Origin of the sequence: Nitratidesulfovibrio sp. D1, from assembly GCF_051133415.1 — a bacterium.
GTDB lineage: Bacteria > Desulfobacterota > Desulfovibrionia > Desulfovibrionales > Desulfovibrionaceae > Cupidesulfovibrio.
This window is the reverse complement of sequence record NZ_JBPGNZ010000005.1, coordinates 335,017-361,107: the sequence shown is the minus strand read 5'-3', so window position 1 is coordinate 361,107 and position 26,091 is coordinate 335,017. Positions and strand designations below refer to the sequence as shown.

Below are 26,091 nucleotides of genomic sequence, written 5' to 3'. Positions count from 1 at the left end.
GATCGGCAACAGCCCCTACAGGTCCTTGCCCACCATGCGTAGCAGCCGCACCAGCTGGTTGGTGAAGCCCGCCTCGTTGTCGTACCAGATGATCAGCTTCAGCATGGTGCCGCCGATGACGCTGGTGCACGGCGCATCCACCACGCCGCCGTAGGTGGAGCCCATGTAGTCCACGGACACCAGCGGTTCTTCGGTGTAGCCCATGTTGCCCAGCAGCGGTCCCTCGGCCGCGGCCTTCAGCAGGGCGTTGACCTCTTCCACGCTGGTGGGGCGCTCCAGTTCGCAGGTCAGGTCCACCAGCGACACGTTGGGGGTGGGCACGCGCACGGCCATGCCGTCCAGCTTGCCCGCCAGCGCGGGGATGACCAGCGTGGTGGCCTTGGCCGCCCCGGTGGTGGTGGGGATCATGGACAGGGCGGCGGCGCGGGCGCGGCGCGGGTCCTTGTGCGAACCGTCCAGGATGCGCTGGCTCATGGTGTACGAGTGCACCGTGGTCATCAGGCCGTGCTTGATGCCGAACGCCTCGTGGATGGTCTTGGCGGCGGGGGCCAGACAGTTGGTGGTGCACGAGGCGGCGGAGATCACGTCGTGCCTGGCCGGGTCGTAGTCGCCATGGTTCACGCCCATGACCACGGTGACGTCGGCGTCCTTGGCCGGTGCGCTGATGACCGACTTCTTCGCGCCGCAGGCCAGGTGCTGCGCAAGGCCTGCGCGGTCCTTGATGGTGCCGGTGGTTTCCACCGAGATGTCGATGCCGAGGTCCTTCCACTTCCATTCGCCCGCGCGCTCGCGGGTGACGGCGATGTGGCGCCCGTTGACGATGAGCCCGGCGTCGTCGTGGCCCACTTCGCCCCGGAAGGTGCCGTGGCACGAATCGTACTTGAACAGGCGGGCCAGCGAGGCGTTGTCGGCGCGGGCGTTGATGGCGGCCACGCCAAGGTCGTCGGTGTCGGCCAGCAGTCTGACGAGGTAGCGGCCGATGCGGCCGAAACCGTTCATCCCAAGCTTGATCATGAGTCCGTTCCCCTAAAAACGGTTAGATCTTGTTCGAGCAGCCCAGCACGTTGCGGATCTTGTGCTGAACCATGTTCTTCACGGCGTCGCGCGCGGGCTTGAGGTACGCGCGCGGGTCGAAGTCGGCCGGTTTTTCCATGAAATGCTTGCGGATGGTGGCGGTCATGGCCAGGCGGATGTCGGTGTCGATGTTGATCTTGCACACGCCGAAGGTGGCCGCCTTGCGCAGCAGGTCTTCGGGCACGCCCTTGGCGCCGCCCACCTTGCCGCCGTAAGCGTTGGCCATGTCCACGAATTCCTGCGGCACGCTGGACGCGCCATGCAGCACCAGCGGATAGCCGGGCAGCATGGCGGTGATCTTTTCCAGCCGGTCGAAGTCCAGCTTGGCCTCGCCCGCGAACTTGTACGCGCCGTGGCTGGTGCCGATGGCGATGGCCAGCGAATCGCAGCCGGTGCGCTGCACGAAGTCCACGGCCTGGTCGGGGTCGGTGTACACCGAATGCTCGGCCGACACGTCGTCCTCCACGCCCGCCAGCTGGCCCAGTTCCGCCTCCACCCACACGCCGCGCGCGTGGGCGTATTCGACGACCTGCTTGGTGACGGCGATGTTCTCTTCATACGGCAGGTGCGAGCCGTCGTACATGACCGAGGTGAACCCGCCGTCGATGCAGTCCTTGCAGATCTGGAAGTCCTGCCCGTGGTCCAGGTGCAGCACCACCGGCAGGTCGGTGTCCAGCAGGGCCGCCTCGATGAGCTTCACGATGTAGTTCTGCCCGGCGTACTTGCGGGCGCCGGCGGAAACCTGGAGGATCAGCGGGGCCTTTTCTTCGCCGGCCGCCTGCATGATGCCCTGGATGATTTCCATGTTGTTCACGTTGAAGGCGCCGATGGCGTACCCTTCCTTGTAGGCCCGCTCGAACATCTGCTTGGGACCGGTCAGCGGCATGGGTTCCTCCTGCTGCGCCGGACGGGCGTGCTGCCTGCTGGTCCGGCGGTGGAAATGAGTTCGTCGGTCGCGCTCCGCCGGGGGGCCGGGCGGGCGCGCGCGATCCGGGCATGCCTTCGGAAGGTCCGCCCGTGCCCGCCTGTGAAGGTGCATCCGCACATGATTCCATGGCGCAAGGAGCGGGTTTGGCCTCTCGGCGAAGGCGCGGGAAAGATACCAGAATCCGTGGGAAAAATAAAGACGGGCCGCGCGGGGCGGTCCGTCTTTCATGGTTATGCCTCTCCGCCCGCCCCGTTGCCCGTCCCGTCGCCTGCCCCGTCGCCTGTAGGGCCGCCGTCCTGCACGGCGGCCAGCACGTCCATGGCCGCGTGGTCGGTGAAGTCGAAGCGCAGCGGAGTGAGGGTGACCCAGCCTTCGGTCAGCAGGGCGCGGTCGGTGCCGGGGGCCACGGTCTCGGGCGGGATGGTGCCGTTCAGCCACCAGTACGAGCCGCCGCGCGGGTCCACCCGGTGGTCGTACCAGTCCTTCCACACGGCGCGGGTCTGCGGGCAGGCGCGCACGCCCTTGACCTGATCCATGGACAGGGCGGGATAGTTCAGGTTCACCACGCAGCGGGCGGGCAGGGCCTTCCAGTCCAGCGCGGCCAGCAGCCCGGCGGCATGGGCGGCCTGGCCGGAAAGGTCGGCGGGCCGGAACGAGTCGTAGGACACGGCCAGGGCGGGAAAGCCCATGTGCGCCGCCTCGGTGGCGGCGGACACCGTGCCGGAGTACAGGATGTCCGGACCCACGTTGGCCCCGGCGTTGATGCCCGACACCACGATGTCGGGCTTCTTGTCCAGCAGGCACGACAGGCCCAGCTTCACGCAGTCGGTGGGGGTGCCGTACACCCCGCGCCCGCGAAAGCCGTTCTCGCGGAATTCCTTCACCCGCAGGGGCAGGCTGATGGTCACGGCGTGGCCCACGGCGGACTGTTCGGTGACCGGGGCCACCACGTGCACCTCGTGCCCGGCGTCCAGCAGGGCCTTGTACATGGCGCGCAGGCCGGGGGCCTGGATGCCGTCGTCGTTGGTCAGGGCGATGATCATGGGATATCCTTTTCGTGTGGGGCGGCGCGCGGGCTCGCATCCGCCATGCATCCGACTGCCCCGCGCATTGACAACGTGGCCGATAAACAGGCACCTTGCGGCAAATTGGCCGCATCCGCGCGGGCGCTTTTTCCGTCCGCGCCCGGTGGTTCCCACCGGGTCACGGGCATGGCCGCTTCCTTACGACGCACATGGAAAAAAGACAAACCATACGAGATATCGCCGCCAACGACGAGGTGAACGGGCTGTTCCTGCTCGGTTCCGCCACCCTGCAACAGTCGCGCAACGGCCCCTTCTGGCGGCTGGAACTGCGCGACGCCACCGGCAGCATGGAGGCCAAGATCTGGAGCCCCCAGAGCCAGGCGTATCCCGATCTGGCCGCCGGGCAGATCGTGGACGTGGAAGGCCGCTCCGGCACCTACCGCGACAAGGTGGAGGTGACCATCGGCCGCCTGCGCGTGCTGGACGACGCCGAGCAGGCCGGGCTGGACCTCGGCCTGTTCCTGCCCGCCAGCCCGCGCCCCGCGCAGGAAATGCTGGATGAGCTGATTACCCTGTGCAAGGCGGAATTCACCCATGCGCCGTGGCGCAAGTTCGTGCTGGCCGTGCTGCGCGACGAGGACATCGCCCCCCGCCTGCTGGCCGCGCCCGCCGCCAAGTCGGTGCACCACGCCTACGTGGGCGGCCTTGTGGAGCACATGCTGTCCGTGGCCGGGCTGGCCCTGCGCATCGCCGACCATTACCCGGAGCTTGACCGCCAGGCCCTGCTGGCCGGGGCGCTGTTCCACGACATCGGCAAGGTGTGGGAACTCACCGGCGGCCTCGCCAACGACTATTCCGACGAGGGGCGGCTGCTGGGGCACATCCACATCGGGCTGGAACGCATCGAGCCGCACCTGCGCAAGTCGGGCCTTGCGCCGGAACTGGCGACCCATTTCAAGCACCTGATCCTCAGCCACCACGGCGAGTATGAATTCGGCTCGCCCCGGCGGCCCAAGACGGCGGAAGCCATGGCCCTGCACTACGCGGACAATCTGGACGCCAAGATGGCCCAGTTCCGGGGGCTGTTCGCCAACCACGAGGAGGACGCCACCGGCTGGACGCCGTTCCAGCCCACGCTGGGGCGCTTCCTGTACCGTCCGGCGCGCTCGCCCGAGGAACCCCGCCCGGCCCGCAAGGGGGCCGCGCCGCGCAAGGCCACGGCCGAAAGCCCGGAAGATTCCGCAAAGACCGCCCCGCAGGGTGCGCAAGCCACATTATTCGGGTAAGCCCCGGCCAAAAGGCCGCCCTCTCTCGGAGCGAGCAATGTTCATCACCTTTGAAGGAATAGAGGGGTCCGGCAAGAGCACGGCCCTGAACCGCGTGCGGCAGACGCTGCTGGACGAAGGGCACGGGGTGCTGCTGACGCGCGAACCGGGCGGCAGCCGCCTGGGGCGCACGCTGCGCTCCATCCTGCTGGACCTGTCCAACGACGACATCGTGCCCGAGGCGGAACTGTTCCTGTACCTGGCCGACCGCGCCCAGCACGTGGGGCAGGTGATCCGCCCGGCCCTGGCCGAGGGCGTGACGGTGCTTTCCGACCGCTACGCCGATTCCACCGTGGTCTACCAGGGCTACGGGCGCGGTCTGGACCCCGAACGGCTGCGCGAACTGAACGACATGGCCGTGGGCGGGCTGTGGCCCGACCTGACCCTGGTCTTCGACCTGCCGCCCGAAGAGGGCCTGCGCCGGGCCATGGCGCGCAACCTGCAAGAGGGCACCAGCGTTTCCGAAGGGCGGTTCGAGGCGGAGCACCTTGCCTTTCACGACCGGGTGCGCGAAGGCTATCTGACGTGGGCCGCGCTGCATCCGGCGCGGTTCCGGGTGGTGGACGCCACCCGCACGCCCGACGAGGTGTTCGAGGACGTCATGCGCGCCGTGCGGGCCGCCCTTGCGGCCGCGTCCGCGCACCCATGACACCGGCGCACGTCTAACTGCGGGCCAGGCCCGCGAAGGACATTCCCATGCTGGAAGCGAAGAACCGGCTGGGCATCATCTTCTTTCCGGCCTTCGACTGGGCCATCAGCGCCACCCACCCGGAACGCGAGGAACGGCTGCTCTACACGCAGGACCAGTTGCGCGAGGAAGGGCTGTTCGACATCGCGGGCATCACCGAATACAAGCCGGAAATCGCCACCCGCGAAGACGTGGAGCGCGTGCACTTCTGCATTCCCGGCGTGGAGAGCGTGTGCACCAAGTCGCACCTGATCTCCGCCGGGGGGGCCATCACCGCCGCCCGGCTGGTGATGGAGAAGGAAGAGGAGAAAGCCTTCGCGCTGGTGCGCCCGCCGGGCCACCACGCCATGAAGGTGGTGCACGGCAACCGGGGGTTCTGCAACATCAACATCGAAGCCGTGATGCTCGAACACATCCGCGAGCACTACGGCCCGTTGCGCGTGGCCATCGTGGACACCGACTGCCACCACGGCGACGGCACGCAGGACATCTACTGGAACGATCGCGACACCCTGTTCATCTCGCTGCACCAGGACGGCCGCACCCTGTACCCCGGCACCGGCTTTCCGCACGAGTTGGGCGGCCCCAACGCCATGGGCCGCACCCTGAACATTCCGCTGCCGCCCGGCACGTCCGACAAGGGCTTCCTGCACGTCATCGACAATCTGGTGCTGCCGGTGCTGGAAGACTTCAAGCCCGACCTGGTCATCAATTCCGCCGGGCAGGACAACCACTTCTCCGACCCCATCACCAACATGAACTTCTCGGCCCGGGGCTACGCCATGCTGAACAAGCGGCTGAACCCCGACATCGCCGTGCTGGAAGGCGGCTACGCCATCCAGGGCGCGTTGCCGTACGTGAACCTGGGGATATGCCTGGCCATGGCCGGGCTGGACTTCGATGGGGTGCGCGAGCCGGAGTTCGACCCGGCCGTCATCGCCCAGACGGACCAGGTGACCGCGTACATCGAACGGCTGTGCGACGAGATGCTCAAGGTGTGGCGCAAGCCCCCGGCCTTGCCCAAGCAGGGCGAACGCTCCGGCGACTGGTGGGTGCGCACCAAGGACATCTACTACGATACCGACGGCATCAGCGAGAGCCAGGTGGAGTCGGTGCTGCTGTGCCGGGACTGCTCGGGCACGGTGAAGATAGAGACGTGGTCCACGGTGAACCCGCTCAGCGTGGGCATAGAGATTCCCATCGGCGCCTGCGACAGGTGCGCGGGCATCGGCCGCCGCCTGCTGGAAGAGGCCCACCTGAAGGGCAACTACCGCTACGTGCAGTGCATCGACCGAAAGGCCAAGCGGTACCCCCGTTATGGATTCTAGGATACTATTCTGAAATCAAAGAAAATTCATTCCAAGAGAGACACGTCATGAGCAAGACCGCCGCCAAGACATCCACCCCGCCCGCGAATCCTGTGGACACCTTCTGGACCATCCGCCTGGCCACCACCAAGGAAGCCCTTGAAGCCAACAACTTCGAGGTGTCCATGGCCGAAAACCTGGCCGACGCGGCCCGTATTTTTCTGGAGGACATCCTGCCCGCCTCGGGCGCGAAATCCGTATCCTTCGGCGGTTCCATGAGCGTGGGCAAGAGCGGCGTGCCCGAAGCCCTGCGCGCCATGGACGCCGTCGAACTGCTGGACACCATGAACTACAAGCTGCCTGCGGCCGAAATGTACGAACTGCGCCGCCAGGCCCTGCTGGTGGACCTGTTCCTGTCCAGCACCAACGCCCTCACCGTGGACGGCAAGCTGGTGAACCTGGACATGATCGGCAACCGGGTGGGGGGCATCAACTTCGGGCCGAAGAAGGTGGTGCTGTTCGTGGGCCGCAACAAGGTGGTGGACAGCGTGGAGGACGGCATGCGCCGCATCAAGGAGTTCTCCGCGCCCACCAACGCCATTCGCCTGGCCAAGAAGACCCCGTGCGTCAAGGTTGCGGAATGTATGGACTGCAAGAGCCCCGACCGCATCTGTAACGTCTGGACCATCACGGAAAAGGCTTTCCCGGTCAAGCGCATCCACGTGATTCTGATCAATGAGGATACGGGGCTGTAACCTCGTCCCCAAATTGTCTTTTCGCCCGTTGGCGTCGTCAAACCTCGCCTGCCATGGCTTTGCTGTCCTTATCCGTAAGGTTCGCTTCGCTCACCAACGGCTAAGGCTCGATCGAATACAATAAGAGTACGCTCTGCGGTCGCCATCCGTAATGCTCGAAGACTCGCATAACGGCTGCCGCGCTCTGCGGTCCTCATCCGTAAGACTCGCGCTACGCGCTCGCCTAACGGCTGAGGCACTCCCTCATGGCAGGCTTGTTTTCCTCGCCAACGAACGAAAATCCTAATTTGGGGCACTTGCTGACACGAGGCTGTTTGAGATTGCGCCGTCCCTGAAAGGGTGATGCACTGAGTGTCCTCCGGGATGCTTCACGGTGCAGGGGGTGGCCGACACGGGCCGGACCGGGGCGCGCGGCGTCTCCGGTCCTCTGGCGGCCCGCGCACCGCACGCCGCACGCAGGGGGACGGATGTTCCTGAACGAACACCAGAGCAAGAAGCTGTTCGCCGCGGCGGGGATTGCCGTCCCCGCCGGGGATTGTCTGGGGCCGGAAGACGTGGACGCCTATGCGCCGCCGTTTCCCGGCCCCTGGTACGTCAAGGCGCAGGTGCTTACCGGCGGGCGCGGCAAGGCCGGGGGCGTGCTGCGGGCCGACACGCCCGATGGGCTGCGCGACACCGCGCGGGCCATCCTGGGCATGACCATCAAGGGCCACCCGGTCCCCTTCGTGCGGGTGGAACCGGCCACGGACATCCGCAAGGAGTGCTACCTTTCGTTCATGCTTTCGCGCCAGCGGCGCGAAATGCTGCTGACCACCAGCCACCGGGGCGGCATGGAGGTGGAGTCCACGGCCGAGACCCGCAAGCCGCTGGTGCAGCGGGTGCCGCTGGACGCGGGCCTGCGCGAGCATCACCTGCGGGCGGCGTTCTTCGAACTGGGGGCGGACCCGGCAGGCTGGACGGGCTTCCGCGACCTGGCGGAACGCCTGTTCCGCGCCGTGCGGGACGACGGCCTGCTGCTGGCCGAGATCAACCCGCTGGTGCTCACCGGGGAAGGGCAGTGGGTGGCCCTGGACGGCAAGGTGGAACTGGACGACAACGTGGTGGACCTGCGGCCCGACTTGCAGGGCTACCACACCCCCGAGCATCAGGGCGCGGAAGAGAACGCCGCGCGCGAGGCGGGGCTGAGCTACGTGGGCCTTTCCGGCTGGGTGGGCCTGCTGGTCAACGGGGCGGGCCTTGCCATGGCCACCATGGACCTGCTGAACTTTTCCGGCCTGCCCGCCGCCAACTTCATGGACCTTGGCGGCGCGGCCGACGGCGCGCGCATGCGCCGGGCGCTGGACCTGCTGTTCGCCAACCCCAAGGTGCGGGCGGTGTTCATCAACCTGTTCGGGGGCATCGTCTCCTGCGCCGGGGTGGCCCGCGCGCTTATGGAAGCGCTGGGCGCGGAACGCGCCGCCCAGCCCGTGGTGGTGCGCATGGCCGGGCACGAATCGGCCGAGGGGCGCGAACTGCTGCGCGCCTTCGCCCATCCGGACGTGATCATCGCGGACGAGGTGGCCGACGCGCTGGACGCCCTGCGGAAGATCGACGCCGCCGGCGGCGCGCCCGGCGCCTCCGGTACCGCCGCGTATCCGCTGGCCGACGAGGCGTGGCCGCTGCCCCCCGCCGCCCGCAAGGGCTACCGCCGCTCCGGCAGGCGCGGCGTGCCGTGGCTGGGGCCGGATACCCAGGTGCTGGTGCAGGGCATCACCGGCAAGGTGGCCCAGCGCCACGTGCAACTGATGCAGGAATACGGCACGCGCATCGTGGCCGGGGTCACCCCGTTCAAGGGCGGACAGTCGGTGCTGGGCGTGCCGGTGTACGATTCGGTGCACGAGGCGTGCAGGCACCACCGCATCGACGCCTCCATCATCTTCGTGCCCGCGCCCTTCGCGCCCGACGCGGTCATGGAGGCGGCGGCCGAGGAAATCCCGTGGGCGGTGTGCATCACCGAAGGCATTCCGCAGCGGGCCATGCTCTCCGCCCTGAAGAACGTGCCGCCGTCGCCCACCCGCGTGGTCGGCCCCAACACACCGGGCGTCATCGTGCCGGGCGCCACCAAGATCGGCATCATGCCGGGCTACGTGTTCACGCCGGGGCCGGTGGCCATCTTCTCGCGCTCGGGCACGCTGACCTACGAGGCGGCGGCCCGCCTTTCGGCGGCGGGCATCGGCCAGTCGCTGTGCGTGGGGGTGGGGGGCGATTCGTTCATCGGCAGCGATTTCATCTCGCTGTTCGAGTGCATCCGCGACGACGACGCCACCGAGGCCGTGCTGGTGCTGGGCGAGGTGGGCGGCACGGCGGAAGAGGACCTGGCCCGCTGGGTGACCGCCACCGGCTTCGCCAAGCCGGTGCTGGGCTTCATCGCCGCGCGCACGGCCCCGCCCGGCCGCCGCATGGGCCACGCCGGAGCCATCCTGGACGAGGCCACCGGCGGGGTGGAGGGCAAGTTGCAGGCCATGCGCGACGCGGGCTTTGCCGTGTGCCCCGATCTGGCCAGCCTGCCGGAGCGGGTGGCCCGCGCGCTGGGCCGGTCATAGCAACGCGAAGAATAACCGGACGCCACAATGAACAGGGTGAACGGGGGCCTGCCGCAGACCGGCGGGCCCCTGTTTTCGTCCAAAGAGGCGATGCCCGCCGGTCAGTCCGCCAGCCTGCCCCCGCGCAGGGTGATGCGCGCGTCGGCCAGGGCGTCCAGTTCGCGCGGCTCGTGCGAGACCAGCAGCATGGCAACCCCGTACGTGGCGCGGATGTCCCGCAGCACGTCCCACAGCCGTTGGCGCAGTTCCCAGTCCAGGCTGGAGAACGGCTCGTCCAGCAGAAGCAGCCGGGGCGCGCCCACGACCGCTCGCGCCAGCGCCGCCCGCTGCTGCTCGCCGCCGGATATCTGCCGGGGCAGTCGGTCCGCCAGGTGCGCGATGCCCATGCGGGCCAGCACCCCGGCCCGGCGCGCCGGGTCGTCCGGCTGCCCCGCCGCGTACTGGGCAAGGCGCAGGTTGCCGTCCACCGTCAGGTAGGGGAACAGGTACAGCCGCTGGTCCAGGCGGCGGAAGGGCCGCCGCCACGGGGGCAGCCCGGTGATGTCGCGCCCCGCGTATTCCACCCGCCCGCCGTGCGGCAGGGTGCCCGCGATGATGCGCAGCAGGGTGGTCTTGCCGCTGCCGGAAGGGCCGCCCACGCCCAGGCATGCGCCCTCGGGAAGATCCAGTGAGACGTCGTGCAGCAGGCCGCCGGAGATGCCGGCCAGCCGCAGCAGGGGAGTTTTCGAAACGCGTATCGCGGGGAGTGGACCCTTTTCACGCTTTGCGGAATATGCCGGTTCCATATCCGGCTGTCCCCCGGCAGCCGCAGGCGAGTCTCCGTCCCCATCCCCGTCTGCGGCCCGGTCCCGCCCCTGCATCGCGTGCAGGGCCAGCAGCAGCGCGCAGGCGATGATGATGAGCAGCGCGGCGCAGGCGATGGCCTTGGTGAAGTCGCCGCTGGCGATGTTCAGGAACACCGCCATGGGCAGGGTTTCCGTCTTCATGCGGGTGGCCCCGGCCAGCATCAGCGTGGCCCCGAACTCGCCAAGGGCGCGGGACAGGGCCAGGATGCAGCCGCCGGTCAGCGGCCGCCAGCACAGGGGAATTTCCACCAGCAGGAACGCCTTCCACGGGGAAAGGCCCAGGCCGTGCGCCGCATGCACGTATTCCCGGTCCACGGCGGAAAGGGCCGACGCCGCGCTGCGCACCAGAATGGCGCAGGCCACGTAGGTCTGGGCGATGATGACGCCCAGCGGCGAGAACAGGCTGCGGGCGAACGCCGGAAACACCGCGCCCACCGGGCCGGTCTGGCCCAGCAGCAACAGCAGCCCCATGCCCGTGACCAGCGGAGGGGTGACCATGGGCAGGTCCAGGGCCAGGTCCGACAGCCGGTGCAGCAGGCGTCCGCCGGGGATGGCGCCGCGCGTGAGCGCCCACGCGGCGGGCACGGCGATGAGCACCGCCAGCCCCAGCGAGGTCACCGCCGTGCCCATGGACATGGCGATGGCGAAGCGGATTTCCGGGTCGGTCAGGATGCCCGCCACGGTGGCCGCGTCCAGCCGGGCCAGCAGGGCGGCGATGGACCCCAGCACCACCGCCAGCAGCAGCGCCAGCGGGATGAGCGCCGTTTTCGCCATGGCGGCCGGGCTACTTCGCCGGAAGCGGCAGGAACCCGTGGTCCACGAACACCTTGATGCTCTCCGGAGCCGCGAAGAACGCGGCCAGTTCCCGCGCCAGTCCGGGATGGGCGCTGGTGGACAGCGCGGCCGCCACGCTGATTTCCTCGGGCGTGCCCTGCGGCGTGGGCAGGATGACCAGCGAGGCGGCGTTGGCCACGGCGTCGGAGCGGCCGATGACGGCGGCGTCCACGTCGCCGTTGGTCAGGTACAGCAGCACCTGCTTGATGGTGGTGCCGCGCACGGCCACCTTGTCGCGCAGCGCCTGGCCGTGGCCGCTGGCGTCCAGCAGCTTTTCGCCGCTCTTGCCCAGCGCGATGGCCTGCGGGTCGCCCATGGCGATGCGCAGGTTGCTGGCCGCCAGGTCCGCCAGGGTGGCGATGCCCGCCGCCTTGTCCTTGCGCACGGCCATGACCGGGGTGTGCAGCACCAGCCTGTGTTCGGACAGCACCTTGCCCGCCGTGGCCAGTTCGCGCACGTACTGCTCGCCGCCGGAAAGGAACACGTCGCCGGTATTGGTGGCGTTGAACCGGGTGAGCAATTGGCCCATGCCGCCGTATTCCACCACCACCCTGACGCCGGTGCGCTGTTCGAAGGTGCGGACGACGGCTTCGGCGGGCACGCGCAGGCCCGCGCCCGCGTACATGTGCAGTTCCACGGCGTCTTGCGCCGCCCGGGCCGCGCGCGGGGCGGCGGGCAGGACGACGGACAACAGCAGGAGCAACGAAAGGCAGCGGCTGCGCAGGGTCATGGCGGTTTTCCCTTGATGTGCGTAGGTTGATGGGCGTGCGGTTGGCGCACGATGGTCCGCGCGGTGCCCGGAAACCCTACTCCAGCATTTCCGGGAAACCCATTCGGTCACGGGAGCATCGATGTGCGTGACTACCGTGGCGGGCGGCCGGGCGTGGCGGCGGCGTTGCCGTCCGCCGCCGGTCGCGGTATGCAGCCTGCGGGCTGTACCGGCATGGCCGGAAAGCGGTACCGGAGTCCGCACGACGTTTTCAACCGCCCGGCATCCCCGCGGCCACCGGGACCGGGCATCGCATATCCGGGAGACAGGCATGAACATCACCGAAGCATTGCTGCACGCCCTGAAGGAACGCGGCGCGCGCGAGGTCTGGGGCATCCCCGGCGACTTCGCGTTGCCGTATTTCAAGATCATCGAGCAGACCGGCATCCTGCCGCTGATCACCCTGACCCACGAGCCGGGCCTCGGCTTCGCGGCCGACGCCGCCGCGCGCATCCGCCGGGGGCTCGGCGTGGCCGCCGTCACCTACGGTGCCGGGGCCATCAACATGCTGAACGCCGTGGCCCAGGCCTTCGCGGAAAAGTCGCCGCTGGTGGTTTTGTCCGGCGCGCCGGGCACGGCGGAGCGGGCGCGCGGCCTCCTGCTGCACCATCAGGTGAAGACCGTGGGCTCGCAGTTCCGCATGTATCAGGAGGTCACCTGCGACCAGGGCATCCTGGACGACCCGGCCACCGCGCCCGCCATCATCGGGCGGGTGCTGCGCAATTGTCTTGAGCATTCGCGCCCGGTGTACCTGGAGATTCCGCGCGACATGCCCGCCATGGCCTGCGGCCCGGTGGCCCCGCACGCGCCCACGCCCTGCGACGAAGAGGCCGTGGCCGCCTGCGCGGCGGAGGTGCTGGCCCGGCTGCGTGCCGCCAGCCGCCCGGTGCTGATGGTGGGGGTGGAGGTGCGCCGCTACGGCCTTGAGGACCGCGTGGCGGAACTGGCCGACCGGCTGGGCGTGCCCGTGGTCACCAGCTTCATGGGTCGCGGGCTGCTGGCGGGCAAGGGCTGCCTGCAGGGCACCTACATGGGCGTGGCGGGCGACGCCGACATCACCCATGCCGTGGAAGGCTCCGACGGCCTGCTGCTGCTCGGGGTGATCATGTCCGACACCAACTTCGGGGTCTCGGCCAGCCACATCGACCGCCGCCGCCTGATGCACGCCGAGGACCGCGAAGTGCGCATGGGCTTCCACACCTACCACGACATCCCGCTGGAAAAGCTGGTGGATGCGCTGCTGGCGGCCCTGCCCGAAGGCGCGCGGGCCTGTTCGGCCCCGGCGGTCCCGGCGGCCCCGGCGGACATGAACGGCGACGATGCGCCCCTGGGCCGCAACGTGGTGTACCGGCGCGGCTTCGTGGCGGACGACGCCCCGGTGACGCCCGACGACATCGCCGTGCTGCTCAACGATTTCTACGATGGGGTGGCGGCGGGGCAGGACCCGTTCCCCTGGCCGCTGGCCTGCGACATCGGCGACTGCCTGTTCACCGCGCTGTCGGTGCGCCCGGTGCCCATGGTGGGGCCGGGATACTACGCCAGCATGGGCTTTGGCGTGCCCGCGGGCATGGGCTTGCAGGTGACCACCGGCCGCCGCTCGCTGACCCTGGTGGGCGACGGGGCCTTCCAGATGACCGGCATGGAGCTTGGCAACTGCGCGCGCCTGGGCATCGATCCGGTAATCGTGGTGTTCAACAATGCGTCGTGGGAAATGCTGCGGGTGTTCCAGCCGGAAACCTCGTACAGCGCCATCAACACGCTGGACTTCGCCGCCTTTGCCGATGCGCTGGGCGGGCGCGGCCACCGCGCGGCCACCCGGCGCGAGCTGGCGGCGGCCTTCGCCTCGGCCACCACGGAGCGCGGGCGCTTCCAGCTCATCGACGTGCGGTTGGAAAAGGGCGCCATCTCCGGCACGCTGGCCAACTTCGTGGCCGGGGTGAAGCGGGTGTCCGGCGTGAAGTAGCCGGGCGGTCCGTTCCGGTTCCCCCGCGTGCGTCGCGGAACAGGGGGGAAGCCTTGTCCTACTTGCCCGATTTGCCCAGTGAGGCGTAGGACACCGCGCTGCCGCCGCCCCCGCCCGAGGCCTGTTTGGCGGCCTGGGCCTGCAATTCGTTGATCTGCTGCTGCAACTCGTTGATCTGCTGGTACAGCGGGCGGGTGACCGATTCCTTCACCCCGTCGGGCATGGCGCCCTGTTCCACCTGTGAGATCTGCTGTTGCAACTGCTCGATCTTCTTCTGCAACTCCTCGATCTGTTTGGCTGTGGAGTCGCCGCCAGCGCCGCCTGCGGCACCGCTGGCTCCGGCAGTCGAGGTGGACGCCGCGTCCGCGTCATCGCCGGTCAGGGAGCCCGCCTCGGTCAGGGTGCCCGCTTCCTGCGCCGCGTCGGCCTCGGCCTGCTGGCGCGCGGCCAGCATTTCGCGGGCAAGGCGCATGGCCTCCTCGGACAGGGACACCCGGTCGCCCGACTGCGTGGCGGTGACGCTCTGCGTGGCGCGCCGGGTGGAGGAGATGCCCGAGATGAAGTCGGTGGACGACACCCCGTAGCCCTGCATCAGTTCCATTCCCCAATCGCTCATGACCGCATCCTCCGTGCATGGATGGCGGCGGCCCGGCCCGGTGCGCGGAAACGCCCGGCAGGACTTGCCGCCTTTTTCGGCGTGCCCTGCGGTATGCAAAAGCCGTTCAAGGGGAAAACGTTTCCCGGAGCGGGCTGGCGGGCGCAGGCTCAGTCCGCGGGTTCGGGCCGGTGGCGGCGGGTGGGGGAGTAGATGATGGCGTTCATGGAACTGCCGGGAATGCGCTCGAACCCGAATCCCAGGTACCACGCGGTCAGCGCGCGCTGGTCCAGGCAGCCGCCGCCGTGGACCAGGGGCAGGGCGTTGGCCACGATGTGCAGCCCGTGGAGTTCGGCGATGGCCACCAGCAGGGCCATGGCCCGCGAGCCGTGGCCCGCCCGGCGGGCATCGGAATGTATTTGCAGGAGCGACATGCGGTCCTGCCAGAAGCACACCAGCATGCGCACCGGGCCCAGTTGCCGGAAGCCGGACCGGCTGCCCGGCACGGGGGTGGTGTGGCGCAGGTAGCACTGGCGGGCGGCTTGGGTGGCCGGGGGCAGCCCGGCCGGTCCGGTCGGCGTCGCCGGGGATGTGCCGGACGCCACGGGGGGAGGCACCGGGCGGCGGATGGCGGCGTTGCGGGACGGGGCGGCTGCGGCATGGGGGGGCGCTGGCTGCGGCTGCGGCATGGGAGGGGACCTCTTGCTGGGTATGGTTGCGTGGAGTGGACGTGGCCGATGGGCGGACGACGCAAAAGTCCCCCCTTTCCGTTGCGGAGAAAGGGGGGACGTCCGTGGCCGGAATGGCCGATGTGAACAGGACTACCCCCCGTGCGCCTCGCGGGCGGCACGGGGAAAGAGACCGCGCTGGGCGGCCGTGGAGCGGAAGGAACCGGAGCGGGCGTCATGGCCGCACGGGACGGCCCGGTGCGCGACGCACTGTGCATGCCGCGCATCGGCGCGGAAGGAGATGCTTCCGGTGGTGGTGGTCTGTTGCTGCATGGTCAGGATGGGTTCCCGCACGTCTTGAAGGGGCGTGCATGGCGAATCAAAGATGTCTGCCATGATTCCATGGCGCGGCCAGGAAGTCAAGCCGGTTCACGGAATTTCATGCCTGCCCGTAGTTGTGCGGCGCACTGTGTCATGCGGCACTGCGGAATGGGCAGGGATGCTGCGCAGATGTCGCGTTGCATGCCGCACGGGGCGCACGTTGCGGTAAAAAATACTGCAAGGTATATCCCGCGCAGTATGCAGCGTGCACCGGCATGGCGGCGGCCGCCGTCAGGGCAGGGCCATGCACCCGATGCGCCGGGCCTGTTCGCATCCGGCCGGGTAGTCGCGGCAGCGGGTGGGCTTGGTGCCATGGATGGCGCAGGCGGCCAGCCCGTCCGGGGTACGGCGCAGCCACGGACAGTGGCCGTCGTCGCCGCCGCCGCTGCCGCCGCCGTCGGCGCGGGGCGACAGCCAGACCTCGTGGACCGTGCCTCCCTCCTCCTCCGGGTCGGGCGTTTCGCCCACCCGGCGCAGGATGTCCTCTCGCCCTTCACGCCGCCAGCGGGCCACGTCCTCCGCTTCCACGGTCAGCAAGTGCAGGACGGTGCAGCATTTTCCGCAACGCACACAGGTCGGCATGGCGGCCTCCGGCGGGCTGGGGTTCCGGACCTGTCCCATCCTATCGCGGATGGTGGTGCCGCGCCATGAAAATGCGGAACACGCAGACTGGCGCGCGAACGGCCCGGCGCGGTCCGTTTTTCCGCGAAAACACGGGCCTGGCGTGTTGCCAGCGATGTACGCCGGGTGTATCGGCAGGGACAACCGGCGTCCACGGATGCATCGCCGGATGCATCCTGTCCGTGCCGCCCTGTACGGACGGCCATGCGCGCCGCCGCCACCGCATCGCAACGCAATATCGCCCGGAGGTATGCCTTCCATGTCACATCTCTCGCAGATGGATCCCGACGGTCTTGAAATCCACGACGTTGACTTCATCCAGACCGACGGCATGGCGGAAGGGACGGGGACGCTGGTCATCGAGATGACCCTCGACGACGAACGCGAGGTGACGCGCGTTCACCGGAACGTTCCCGAACATCTCTACGAAGCCTGGGAACAGCACGACTTCGACCCCGAGATGTACGCGGCGGAGATCGAGGACGCCTTTCCCTTCGACGAGGAAGAGGACGACGAGGACGAATAGCCCGGCCGTCCCGCCTGCCGGTGGCCCGTGACCGGGCCGCCCGTGGGGCGGGGCGCGTTCCGGCGCGGCATGATAATATGTTCGAGGCGAGCGCCCCGGCGGTTTCGGCTGCCGGGGCGCTTTCGCACGTGCCCGGCTGGTGGTGTGGCGGCGGTGCGGCGGGCGGTGCGGGGGGCATCTCCGGCGTGTTCCTGCATGCCCGGCCCGCCCGGCGATTGCCGCCCTTGCCCGCTGCGGTTATCGTGGGAAGAAACGATTCCGGCCACCGGCCCCCACGGGGCCCCGGAACAGGCCGCGGCGGCACGAAACATCCTAGACGGAGGGGGCATGGCAACGCCGGAGCAACAACGGATGACGCCGGCCATAGGCGTTCGCGGGTGGCTGCTGGCGCTCGCGCTGGTCACCGGGCTGCCCGCGACCATCTTTTCCGTATTCGCCATGCTGGAACACGCGCGGGCGCAGATCGAGAAGACCGACGCGCAACTGCGCCAGCAGGTGCTGGCCGTGGCCTCGGACATCGATGCGAACCTTTCGGCCAAGGTGGCCATGCTGCGGGCCCTTGCCGCCTCGCAGGACCCGGAGCGCGCGGACATCGGGCAACTGTACCACCAGGCCGGGGGCGTGAGCAGGGTGGAGGCCGCCGTGCAGTCGCTGGCCCTGGTGGACCGCGAGGGGAACCGGCTTTTCAGCACGCGGGAGCCGTTGGGCGCGGTGCTGCCCCCCACCGGCGACGTGGAATCGGTGCGGCGGGCCTTCGACGAAAACCAGCCCGTGGTCTCCGACCTGTACGTCGGCGCCATGACCCGCCACCCCGTCACGGCGCTGGGCGTGCCGGTGAGGCTCGGCAGGGCCGACCGGCATGTGTTGCGCATGTTCGTCGGGGTCGAAGAGTACGCCGGGTTGCTGACCGGCCAGCATTTGCCCGAAGGGTGGGGCGCTACCCTGATGGACGGCAAGGGCGCCATCCTGGCCCGCACCCGCGCGCCCGAGATCTTCGTGGGCAAGGAGGTGTCGCCGTGGCTGCGCAGCGTCCTGCATTCCCCCGAGGTGATGGAATCGGCCAACCGGGAAGGGGTGAAGGTGCGCTTCGCCATTGCCCCGGTGGGCGACTGGGGCTGGCACGTGCTGGTGCAGGTGCCCGTGGCCACGCTGTACGCCTCCATGCGCGTCTACCTGCTGCGCCTGGCGGGCATCGGACTGTTTTGCGCCGTCTGCGGGTTTGCCGGGGCGTGGCTGCTTTCGCGCCGCCTCGCCGCGGAGGTTGAACTTGCGGCAGGAGCGAGCGCCGCGCCCGCGCCGGACGGGCCGCCGGTCAGGCCGACGCTGGTGCGCGAACTGCGCCAGGTGGGGGACGAACTGGCCGCCGCCCGCGAACGGGAGGAGATGGCCCTGCGCGACAGCCTGACGGGCCTCCCCGGACGGACGCTGTTCCTGCGGCATGCCCGGCGGCTGCTGGAAGCGAGCCGCCGCGACCCGTCACTGCGGCTTGCCGTCATGTTCATCGACCTTGACGGGTTCAAGCAGGTCAACGACCGCCACGGCCACGCCGAGGGAGACGAGGTGTTGCGCGGCACGGCGCGGGTGCTGGAGGGCGCGGTGCGCCCGTCGGACGCGGTCGGCCGCCTGGGCGGGGACGAGTTTGTGCTGTGCCTGGCCCTGCGGGCCGACACCGCCTGCGAGGTGGCCCGCAGCGTGGCCGCGCGCATCGTGTCCGGCGTGGCGCGGATCGGGTTCGGCATCGGATGCAGTGTGGGCATCTCGCTGGGCAGGGCAGAGGGGAACCCCGAAGCATCCGGTGACGTGGCCGAGGACCAGCCGAGTGAAGGGACCGGCGGCGGGCCGGATGCCCTGCGGAAGGCCGGGCCGGATGAGGCTGACAGGCCGGACGAGGAGGCGCTGGACGAGGAGGCGCTGGACGGTGCGCCCGCCCCCCTGCGCGCCCTGCTGGAAGAGGCCGACAAGGCCATGTACCTGGCCAAGCAGGCGGGCAAGAACAGCTACCATCTGCTCGACCTGGCCGCCTGCGACTAGGGGGCGGCACAGCGGCGGGAAGGCCCCGGAAGGTCCCGGCAGCGCAGGCCGCCGGAACCGTGGTCCGGCACCGTGCGCGCCGTGCGCCCCCTCAGCGGCCGGGCTGGCCGTCCGTCCCGTCCCTCTCGTCGTCGGGGCGCTGTTCGCGCAGCTTGCGGAAGATGGTGGTGCGGCTGACCTTGAACATGCGCGCCACCTTGTTCACCGAGCCGTGCCGGGCGATGGCCCGTTCCAGGATTTCGCGCTCGATCTCGTCCATGATCTCGCGCAGGGCGCGCGGCGCCTGCATTTCCGGCATGGTGTAGGCGTGGCCGGGGCGGCAGGCCTCGGCCATGTGCGGGGGCAGGTCGGCGCAGGTGATGGTGGGCCGGTCTCCGGTGACCACCATGCTCTGGATGAAGTTCTGCATCTCGCGCACGTTGCCGGGCCAGCGGTAGTTTTCCAGCGCCTCCAGCGTCGATTCGGCGATTTCCATGGACCGCCGGTACTTGGTGGCGTAGCGCTCCAGAAAGTGCCGGGCCAGCGGGGCGATGTCCTCGCGCCGTTCGCGCAGCGGCGGAATCTGCAACACGGCCACGCTCAGGCGGTAGAACAGGTCGCTGCGGAACTTGCCGGTGCGCACGTCGTCGTCCAGGTCGCGGTTGGTGGCGGCGATGATGCGCACGTCCACCTTGCGCGGCTGGGTGGCGCCCACCCGGGTCACCTCCTGGTCCTGGAGCACGCGCAGCAGCTTGGTCTGCATGGGCAGGGGCAACTCGCCTATCTCGTCCAGGAACACCGTGCCGCCGTCGGCCATCTCGAAGTATCCGGCCTTGCCCTTGGCGTTGGCGCCGGAAAACGCCCCCGGCACGTACCCGAACAGTTCCGACTCGATGAGGTTCGGCGCGATGCTGCCACAGTCCACCTTCAGGAACATGCGTTCGCTGCGGGGGCTGTGCTCGTGCGCCAGGCGGGCCAGCACGTCCTTGCCGACCCCGGTTTCGCCCAGCAGCAGGAGCGTGGCGTCGGTGCCCGCCACGCGTTGCAGCCGGGCCACTAGCGAGAGCATGGACTCGCTGCGGAAGATGGGGTGCGTGGGCGAGGCGTTGGTCTGGATCATGCTTTCCAGACGTTCGTGGAATTCGTCGATGAGCTGCTTCTGCTGGGCGATCTGGTCGCGGAACTGGGTGATCATGGTGATGTCCCGCGCGAAGGTGACCACCAGGCACACCTCGCCCGCCTCGTCCAGCACCGGGTAGCCGCGCAGGATGATCTTCTTCTCGCCGCGCACGTTCTGCACCGAGGTGGACGGGCGCCTGGAGCGCACGATCTCGGGGTTGACGATGCGGTCGAAAACCCCTTCCTCCACCAGTGCGTTGACGTTGCGGCCGCGCAGGTCTTGCTGCCGCAGGCCGGTCAGCTGCTCGTACATCCGGTTGACCAGCAGGGTGGTGCCGTCGCGGTCAGAGATGTAGATGCCGTCGCTGAATATGTCGATGATGCTTTTGAAATGCTTGAGTATCTTTTCCATGGTGCGGCCTTGGCCCCCTGGCGGGATGCGGCGGTGCGCGGGCGGGAACGGAAGACGCCGCATGCCCCATTGCCGTGCGTCCATTGCCGTGTGGCGGACACCGTGGCGGAACGGGGCTGCGGCAACCGTACGGCAGGACGCGGGGGCGTGCAAGACGCCGTCGGCTGCCGCAGCCGCGAGGGCCTAGCTCCGCCCCCGGCGGGCGGCCACCAGGCGCAGCAGTCCCGACATGCGCGCCTCGTCCAGTCTCGCTTCGCCCATGGGGGCTTCGCGCCCGAGGAAATGGTACTTCTGGGTGCCCAGCCGGTGGTAGGGCAGTAGGTGGTATTCCACGTGGGGGTACGGCGCGAGAAAGTCGAGGATGGCCTCGATGTCCGCATCCCCGTCGTTGAAGCCGGGGATGACCGGCGTGCGCACCATCACGTGCAGTTTGGGATGGTGTTCCATGACCCGGCGGAAGTTTTCCAGGATCAGGTCGTTGGCGACGCCCGTGCCTTCCTCGTGCCGTGCCGGGTCCATGTGCTTGAGGTCGAACAGCAGGGTGCGCGAAAGGCGGCAGGCCGCGTCCAGCGCTTCCCACCGGGCATGGCCGCAGGTTTCCACGGCCGCGCCGATGCGGCGCTTGCGCGCCTCGCGCAGCAGGGCCAGGGCGAAGTCTTCCTGCAACAGCGGTTCGCCGCCGGAAAGGGTCATGCCGCCGCCCGAGCGGGCGTAGAACGGGCTGTCCTGCTCCACGGTGCGCAGCACGTCGGCCACGGTGCGCCGCGCGCCGTAGGTGATCAGCGCGTTGGAGGGACAGACCGAGGTACAGTCGCGAGTGCATTCCACGCACAGGGCCCGGTCGATGACGATGCGGTCGTCCTCCCCGCGCGAGATGGCGCCGGAAAAGCACATCTCCACGCAGCGCACGCAGTGGGAAAGCCCCAGGCACCGCCCCTGGTTGTAGGCCAGCTGGATGCGCGCGGCCTGCGATTCGGGGTTGGAGCACCAGTGGCAGCGCAGCGGGCATCCCTTCAGGAACACCACGGTGCGGATGCCCGGCCCGTCGTGCACGGAGTATTTCTGGATGTTGAAGACGATGCCGGTGGCGTTGTTGTCGTCCGTGGGGGTCATGCGGAAATCCGGTGCGCCCGGCGTGCGGGGTTGGCGTGCTGCGTGCTGTGCGTGATTCGGCGCGGCTGCATTTGGGCGGTCGGCGCGCCTGGGCGGGCGCCCCTTCCGTGCCTCCCGGAAGGGGCGCCCCGTGGCCGGCGGGCCCGGCCCGCCGGCGTCGCGGACTACATGGCGCCGTGTTCGGTACGGGCGATGAGGTCGTTCTGCAGGTCGGGCGACAGGTCCACGAAGTAGGCGCTGTACCCGGCGATGCGCACGATGAGGTTGCGGTACTTTTCGGGGTCGCGCTGGGCGGCCAGCAGGGTTTCGCGGTTGATGACGTTGAACTGCACGTGCCACAGCTTCAGGTCGCAGAAGGTGCGGATGAACGAGACCAGCTTCTGGGTGCCGTCGTCGCCTTCCAGGCACTTGGGCGTGAACTTGATGTTCAGCATGCGCGCCGCGCGCGCCCGGTAGCCGTAGTTCTTGGAGTGGAAGTTGGACAGCAGCACCGCCGTGGGGCCGTTGACGTCGGCCCCGTGCGAGGCGGACGAGCCGTCGGACAGCGGGGTCCACGCCTTGCGCCCGTTGGGGGTGGCGCTGACCACCTTGCCGAACGGCACGTGCGAGGTGAACGGCACGTAGCGCACGTCGTTGTGCATGCCGAGGTCTTTCGAGTAGCGGGCCCCGTATTCCACGGACAGCAGGTCGATGTCGCGGGCGATGGCGTCGGCGTAGTCGTCGTTGTTGCCGTAGCAGGGGGCGTTGCGCAGGATCTGGCGCACGTCCTCCTTGCCCTCGAAGTTGCATTCCAGGGCCTCGACGACCTGGGCCATGGTCAGGGCGCCGTCCTCGAACACCACCTTCTTCAGGGCCGCCAGCGAATCCACCACGGTGCCGTAGCCGATGTACTCGAAGTAGCCGAGGTTGATGCCCTCGGGAATCTGCGGGGTGTGCAGGTCAAGGCAGTGCTTCATGCACAGGTCGTGCAGGGTCGAGCCCATGGGCTGCGCGAAGTGGCGGGCGCGCAGGTTGTTGATGATGTGCTGCTGCATGAAGGCCGTCTTCAGGAACAGCCTGTGCTGGGCCACGTAGGCGTTCCACAGGTCGTCCCAGGTCCTGAAGTTGCGCGGGTCGCCGGTGTGCTCGCCAAGGTCCGCGTCGCCGTACTTCTTCATGCGGCCGTTGTAGAGCACCATTTCCAGCGCCGCGGCGAAGTTGATGTACGCCCCGCCGGAGGTGTAGGTGTCGCGGTTGGGCATGCGCGCCTCGGTGCAGCCCGACACGGCGTAGTCGTACGCCTCCTCGAAGGTGGCCCCCTTGGAGACGTAGAGGGGGATGATTTCCTCGTCGTTGATCAGCTTGGGAAAGCCCGAGCCGTCCTTGATGGTTTCCGCCACTTCCCACAGGTAGCGTTCCGGGGCGCGGGAGTGGATGCGCGCCGCAAGGTCGGGGTAGTGCAGCGGGAATTCGCGCTTGGACTTCAGGAACAGGTAGGTCAGGTCGTTGGTGGCGTCGCTGCCGTCGGGGGTCTGGCCGCCCACGGTCACCGCCTCCCAGTGGGCGTAGCCTTCGTTGAAGGCCCCGCCGGTGGGCGAGATGTACAGGTCGATGAACTGGGCCATGCCCACCCACATGCACTCGATGAGTTCGAGGGCGGCGTCCTCGGTCAGGCGGCCTTCGGCCATGTCCTTCTCGTAGAACGGGAAGAAGTACTGGTCCATGCGCCCGTTGGAGACGATGGTGCCGGTCTTCTGCTCCATGCGCGAGAACATCTGGGTGAACCACTGCGCCTGCACCGCCTCGCGGAAGGTGCGGGCGGGGTGTTCGGGCACCCGTTGGCAGATGTCGGCCATGGCCAGCAGTTCGGCCTTGCGGGCGGGGTCGGTTTCCGCCGCCGCCTTTTCGCGGGCCAGGTCGGCGTGCCGCCGGGCCCAGGTGACCACGGCGTCGCACACGATGGTCACGGCTTCCAGGAAGGGTCGCTTCTCGCAGTTGTCGGCGGGGCTCAGCGGGTCCAGGGCGGCCAGCTTGTCCAGCGCTTCCCGCTTCAGGCCGCCGAAGCCCTTTTGCAGCACCTTTTCATAGTCGTGCACCCACTGGATGGACGAGCGGAACGACGAGGTCTCGTTGACGATGAACCGCGAGTGCAGCCCGTCGGGGTCGTCGTAGGTCAGCTTGTGCACCTCGGCGGGCAGGGCCATGTTCAGGTGTTCGTGGTAGGTGCGGCCCTTCCAGAACGGGGCGATTTCGTCCACCACCACCCGGGCGTCCTCCGGCGTGATGGTGAAGGGCGATTCCACGCGCTTGGGCAGGTCTTCGATGGCCAGCCCCAGGAAGTCGCCGTCCAGTTCCGGGTACAGGATGCCGTAGCGGCCCTGCGCACCGGCGCGGCCCGCCAGCAACTGGTGGTCGTCGATGTACACGGTGATGTTCTCGGCCACGTGCAGCATGGCTTTCGCCCAGCGCAGCACCAGCGGCTGGCCCTCTGTGGCGCGCATGGACCGGGTGAAGTACCTGGCGCGTTCCACGTCGATGCGCGGGCGCAGCCCCTCGAAGGATTCGAGGATGGTGAACACCCGCCGGTGCCCGGCGCGGAAGCGGTCCTCCTTGCCTTCCATCTTGTCGTACAGGCGCTGTTCGTGCGGGGTCATGACCTCGCAGCATTCGGGATTGCGCATCTCGCTCACCTCTGATCCGTTTTGATGTTGTCTCGGCTGGCCGTCCCCATGCGGCGGACGGCGGCCGGTGGCAGAAAAATATCCCTCGCCGGGCGCCCTGGACGCGGTGCCCGTCCATGCGCAGGCTGGATGTGGGGCGGCGTCCCTTCCGGGCGTGTACCGGCGCTCTTGTCCGGTGGCGTCGCCGCGCACATTGCACCGACCGTGCCAAGGCGGCGGGAGGACGCGAGGGGCGGCGGGCGGACAGGGAATGGGCAATGCGGACGGGCCGTTGGCGCGGGCTGGCACCTGTTGACGCGCCGGAGAAGGCCGCGCGCGGGCCGTAGTCCGGCCGGGTGGCAGGCGCGGGCATGTTGCATTCCCGTAACATGCCCGCACCGGATGAATGGAAACAGGGGGTTGCGCGGGTATCCGGCATGATGCGCGGGCGCAACATGGTGCAACCGGCGCAACATGCGGCAACATGCGGCAACATGCGACAGCACGGGGGGGCTCCGGAGGCGCCTCGCATCGCGCAGCCGGGGCGGCATGTCTCTTGCTTTTCGGGGCGCACCACCCCTTACCCCAGGAGCCTCCATGCCCGTCATCGATTTCCGCTTCCGCCCCAACACCCCGGAAACCATCACCGGCATCGCCACCAGCAACATGTTCAGGGCCGCCTGCGCGGCCATCGGCTTCGAGCGGCGCAAGCCCCAGCCGCTGGAGGACATAGTGGCGGCTCTGGAGGCGCGCGGCGTGGAACGCTGCGTGATCACCGGCCGCGACAGCGAGACCACCTACGGTTCCCCGTCCAACAACGGGAGCGTGCTGGCCTTCGTCCGGGCGCATCCGGAGCGGTTCATCGGCTTCTGGGGTGTGGACCCGCACAAGGGCATGGCCGCCGTGCGCGAGCTGCGCCACGCGGTGGCGGACCTGGGCATGCGCGGGGCCGCCATCGATCCGTATCTGGCGCACCTGAGGCCCGACGAGGCGCGCTACTACCCGGTGTACGCGGCCTGCTGCGACCTGGGCATTCCGGTGGTCATCACCACGGCCCCGCCGCCGCAGGTGCCCGGCGCGGTGATGGGCCACACCGACCCGCGCCACGTGGACGTGGTGGCCCGCGATTTTCCGGAACTGCGCATCGTCATGAGCCACGGCGGCTATCCCTTCGTGAACGAGGCCATCTTCGCCTGCCTGCGCAACGCCAACGTGTACATGGACTGTTCGGAGTACGAACTGGCGCCCATGGCCGAGGCTTACGTGCAGGCCATGAACACCCTGATTCCCGACAAGGTGGTGTTCGCCAGCGCGCATCCGTTCATCGAACAGGCGGATGCGCTGGATATCTACGCCCGCATGGACCTGTCCGACGAAGTGCGGGAAAAGGTGATGTACCGCAACGCGTTGCGTGTTCTGGGCGAGACGTCGTGAGGCCGGGGGGCGGGCCGCATCCGGCCCGGTGACATGGCGGAATCAGGGATGAAAGCGTTAAAATTTTCTCAAATCGATCTGTCGTTGTGAGCGACAGGTCGCTTTCCGGCCTCCGGGGCGTCATTGCAGCCATCAATGCTTCGGTATTGATGGCTTTTCTTGTCGGAGTTCCACGTGGCCGCGTGTGCCGTACGAACATGTGCATGGTCGGAAAATCGGTTGCATTTCTGCAACATGGTTGCACTTGTGGAACGTATTGCCATAACACACTGTAAAATAAGGAATAAAATGCGGATTGGCACGTTCCGGATTGAGGGGGGCGCACAAAAATGCAACCTGTGCCGCGTCGGGCGGGGGGACAATCCCGGTGATTGTGTCGAAAGGGAACAATATGCTCCGATGAAATGTGTTGTAACTCGCTTTGGTATCGTACTTGCTTTGCGGTCGGCAGGGGCTGCCAGCCTCGCGCGAACCGCGC

General features: G+C 68.6%; 20 protein-coding genes. 9 read left to right on the top strand and 11 right to left on the bottom strand.

Going from position 1 to position 26,091, the window contains the following annotated elements; genetic code table 11:
* Window positions 1–15 precede the first annotated feature (15 nt).
* From gap to surE, 3 genes are all read right to left on the bottom strand, one after another.
* Window positions 16–1,014 (bottom strand): type I glyceraldehyde-3-phosphate dehydrogenase, encoded by a 999-nt coding sequence (gene gap, locus ACR4XJ_RS12300; RefSeq protein WP_434755472.1) that lies wholly within the window; start codon window positions 1,012–1,014, stop codon window positions 16–18.
* 22 nt (window positions 1,015–1,036) lie between these two features.
* On the bottom strand, window positions 1,037–1,960 hold the full coding sequence (gene fba / locus ACR4XJ_RS12295) for a class II fructose-1,6-bisphosphate aldolase (RefSeq protein ID WP_434755471.1): 924 nt from the start codon (window positions 1,958–1,960) through the stop codon (window positions 1,037–1,039).
* A gap of 272 nt (window positions 1,961–2,232) precedes the next feature.
* Window positions 2,233–3,045 carry a 5'/3'-nucleotidase SurE gene (gene surE / locus ACR4XJ_RS12290; RefSeq protein ID WP_434755470.1) on the bottom strand — a complete coding sequence of 271 codons (813 nt, stop codon included), beginning with the start codon at window positions 3,043–3,045 and terminating at the stop codon, window positions 2,233–2,235.
* A 191-nt stretch (window positions 3,046–3,236) separates the two neighbouring features.
* Here surE and ACR4XJ_RS12285 point away from each other — a divergent pair, with 191 nt between their 5' ends.
* The 5 genes from ACR4XJ_RS12285 to sucD all read left to right on the top strand — a co-directional run bounded on the left by ACR4XJ_RS12285 (window position 3,237) and on the right by sucD (window position 9,684).
* Window positions 3,237–4,313 carry a 3'-5' exoribonuclease YhaM family protein gene (locus tag ACR4XJ_RS12285; protein ID WP_434755469.1) on the top strand — a complete coding sequence of 359 codons (1,077 nt, stop codon included), beginning with the start codon at window positions 3,237–3,239 and terminating at the stop codon, window positions 4,311–4,313.
* A 37-nt stretch (window positions 4,314–4,350) separates the two neighbouring features.
* Window positions 4,351–5,001: a dTMP kinase gene (tmk, locus tag ACR4XJ_RS12280; RefSeq protein ID WP_434755468.1), complete on the top strand. Its 651-nt coding sequence runs from the start codon at window positions 4,351–4,353 to the stop codon at window positions 4,999–5,001.
* A gap of 47 nt (window positions 5,002–5,048) precedes the next feature.
* Window positions 5,049–6,368: a histone deacetylase family protein gene (locus tag ACR4XJ_RS12275; RefSeq protein ID WP_434755467.1), complete on the top strand. Its 1,320-nt coding sequence runs from the start codon at window positions 5,049–5,051 to the stop codon at window positions 6,366–6,368.
* 47 nt (window positions 6,369–6,415) lie between these two features.
* A complete protein-coding gene (locus tag ACR4XJ_RS12270; RefSeq protein ID WP_434755466.1) occupies window positions 6,416–7,102 on the top strand; it encodes a lactate utilization protein in 687 nt (228 codons plus the stop codon).
* A 467-nt stretch (window positions 7,103–7,569) separates the two neighbouring features.
* Complete coding sequence (sucD, locus tag ACR4XJ_RS12265) at window positions 7,570–9,684, top strand: succinate--CoA ligase subunit alpha (RefSeq protein ID WP_434755465.1); 2,115 nt, start codon at window positions 7,570–7,572, stop codon at window positions 9,682–9,684.
* 101 nt (window positions 9,685–9,785) lie between these two features.
* Here sucD and ACR4XJ_RS12260 read toward each other — a convergent pair whose 3' ends face one another.
* Both ACR4XJ_RS12260 and modA read right to left on the bottom strand, forming a co-directional pair.
* Window positions 9,786–11,303, bottom strand: a complete 1,518-nt coding sequence (locus ACR4XJ_RS12260) for an ABC transporter permease (RefSeq protein ID WP_434755464.1) — start codon at window positions 11,301–11,303, stop codon at window positions 9,786–9,788.
* A gap of 10 nt (window positions 11,304–11,313) precedes the next feature.
* Complete coding sequence (modA, locus tag ACR4XJ_RS12255; protein ID WP_434755463.1) at window positions 11,314–12,093, bottom strand: molybdate ABC transporter substrate-binding protein; 780 nt, start codon at window positions 12,091–12,093, stop codon at window positions 11,314–11,316.
* A gap of 310 nt (window positions 12,094–12,403) precedes the next feature.
* Between modA and ipdC the strand changes: the two genes are divergently transcribed.
* Window positions 12,404–14,095 carry an indolepyruvate/phenylpyruvate decarboxylase gene (gene ipdC, locus ACR4XJ_RS12250; RefSeq protein WP_434755462.1) on the top strand — a complete coding sequence of 564 codons (1,692 nt, stop codon included), beginning with the start codon at window positions 12,404–12,406 and terminating at the stop codon, window positions 14,093–14,095.
* 58 nt (window positions 14,096–14,153) lie between these two features.
* On the opposite strand, the gene ACR4XJ_RS12245 is transcribed toward ipdC, so the two are convergent.
* From ACR4XJ_RS12245 to ACR4XJ_RS12235, 3 genes are all read right to left on the bottom strand, one after another.
* Window positions 14,154–14,711, bottom strand: coding sequence for a FlxA-like family protein (locus ACR4XJ_RS12245; RefSeq protein WP_434755461.1), 558 nt, complete (start codon window positions 14,709–14,711; stop codon window positions 14,154–14,156).
* 149 nt (window positions 14,712–14,860) lie between these two features.
* A complete protein-coding gene (locus tag ACR4XJ_RS12240; RefSeq protein WP_434755460.1) occupies window positions 14,861–15,379 on the bottom strand; it encodes a hypothetical protein in 519 nt (172 codons plus the stop codon).
* A gap of 591 nt (window positions 15,380–15,970) precedes the next feature.
* Window positions 15,971–16,321, bottom strand: coding sequence for a YkgJ family cysteine cluster protein (locus ACR4XJ_RS12235; RefSeq protein WP_434755459.1), 351 nt, complete (start codon window positions 16,319–16,321; stop codon window positions 15,971–15,973).
* Between the two features lie 298 nt (window positions 16,322–16,619).
* Here ACR4XJ_RS12235 and ACR4XJ_RS12230 point away from each other — a divergent pair, with 298 nt between their 5' ends.
* Together ACR4XJ_RS12230 and ACR4XJ_RS12225 are read left to right on the top strand one after the other, a co-directional pair.
* Window positions 16,620–16,886: a hypothetical protein gene (locus tag ACR4XJ_RS12230; RefSeq protein WP_434755458.1), complete on the top strand. Its 267-nt coding sequence runs from the start codon at window positions 16,620–16,622 to the stop codon at window positions 16,884–16,886.
* A 351-nt stretch (window positions 16,887–17,237) separates the two neighbouring features.
* Window positions 17,238–18,917, top strand: a complete 1,680-nt coding sequence (locus ACR4XJ_RS12225; RefSeq protein ID WP_434755457.1) for a sensor domain-containing diguanylate cyclase — start codon at window positions 17,238–17,240, stop codon at window positions 18,915–18,917.
* Window positions 18,918–19,008: 91 nt separating this feature from the next.
* On the opposite strand, the gene ACR4XJ_RS12220 is transcribed toward ACR4XJ_RS12225, so the two are convergent.
* The 3 genes from ACR4XJ_RS12220 to hpsG all read right to left on the bottom strand — a co-directional run bounded on the left by ACR4XJ_RS12220 (window position 19,009) and on the right by hpsG (window position 24,200).
* Window positions 19,009–20,427 (bottom strand): sigma-54 interaction domain-containing protein, encoded by a 1,419-nt coding sequence (locus ACR4XJ_RS12220; RefSeq protein ID WP_434755456.1) that lies wholly within the window; start codon window positions 20,425–20,427, stop codon window positions 19,009–19,011.
* Between the two features lie 183 nt (window positions 20,428–20,610).
* Window positions 20,611–21,540 carry a (2S)-3-sulfopropanediol dehydratase activating enzyme gene (gene hpsH, locus ACR4XJ_RS12215; protein ID WP_434755455.1) on the bottom strand — a complete coding sequence of 310 codons (930 nt, stop codon included), beginning with the start codon at window positions 21,538–21,540 and terminating at the stop codon, window positions 20,611–20,613.
* A 164-nt stretch (window positions 21,541–21,704) separates the two neighbouring features.
* On the bottom strand, window positions 21,705–24,200 hold the full coding sequence (hpsG, locus tag ACR4XJ_RS12210; protein ID WP_434755454.1) for a (2S)-3-sulfopropanediol dehydratase: 2,496 nt from the start codon (window positions 24,198–24,200) through the stop codon (window positions 21,705–21,707).
* Between the two features lie 576 nt (window positions 24,201–24,776).
* Between hpsG and ACR4XJ_RS12205 the strand changes: the two genes are divergently transcribed.
* The gene (locus ACR4XJ_RS12205; protein WP_434755453.1) at window positions 24,777–25,613 is read left to right on the top strand and encodes an amidohydrolase family protein; all 837 of its coding nucleotides are present in this window, start codon (window positions 24,777–24,779) and stop codon (window positions 25,611–25,613) included.
* Window positions 25,614–26,091: the final 478 nt, after the last annotated feature.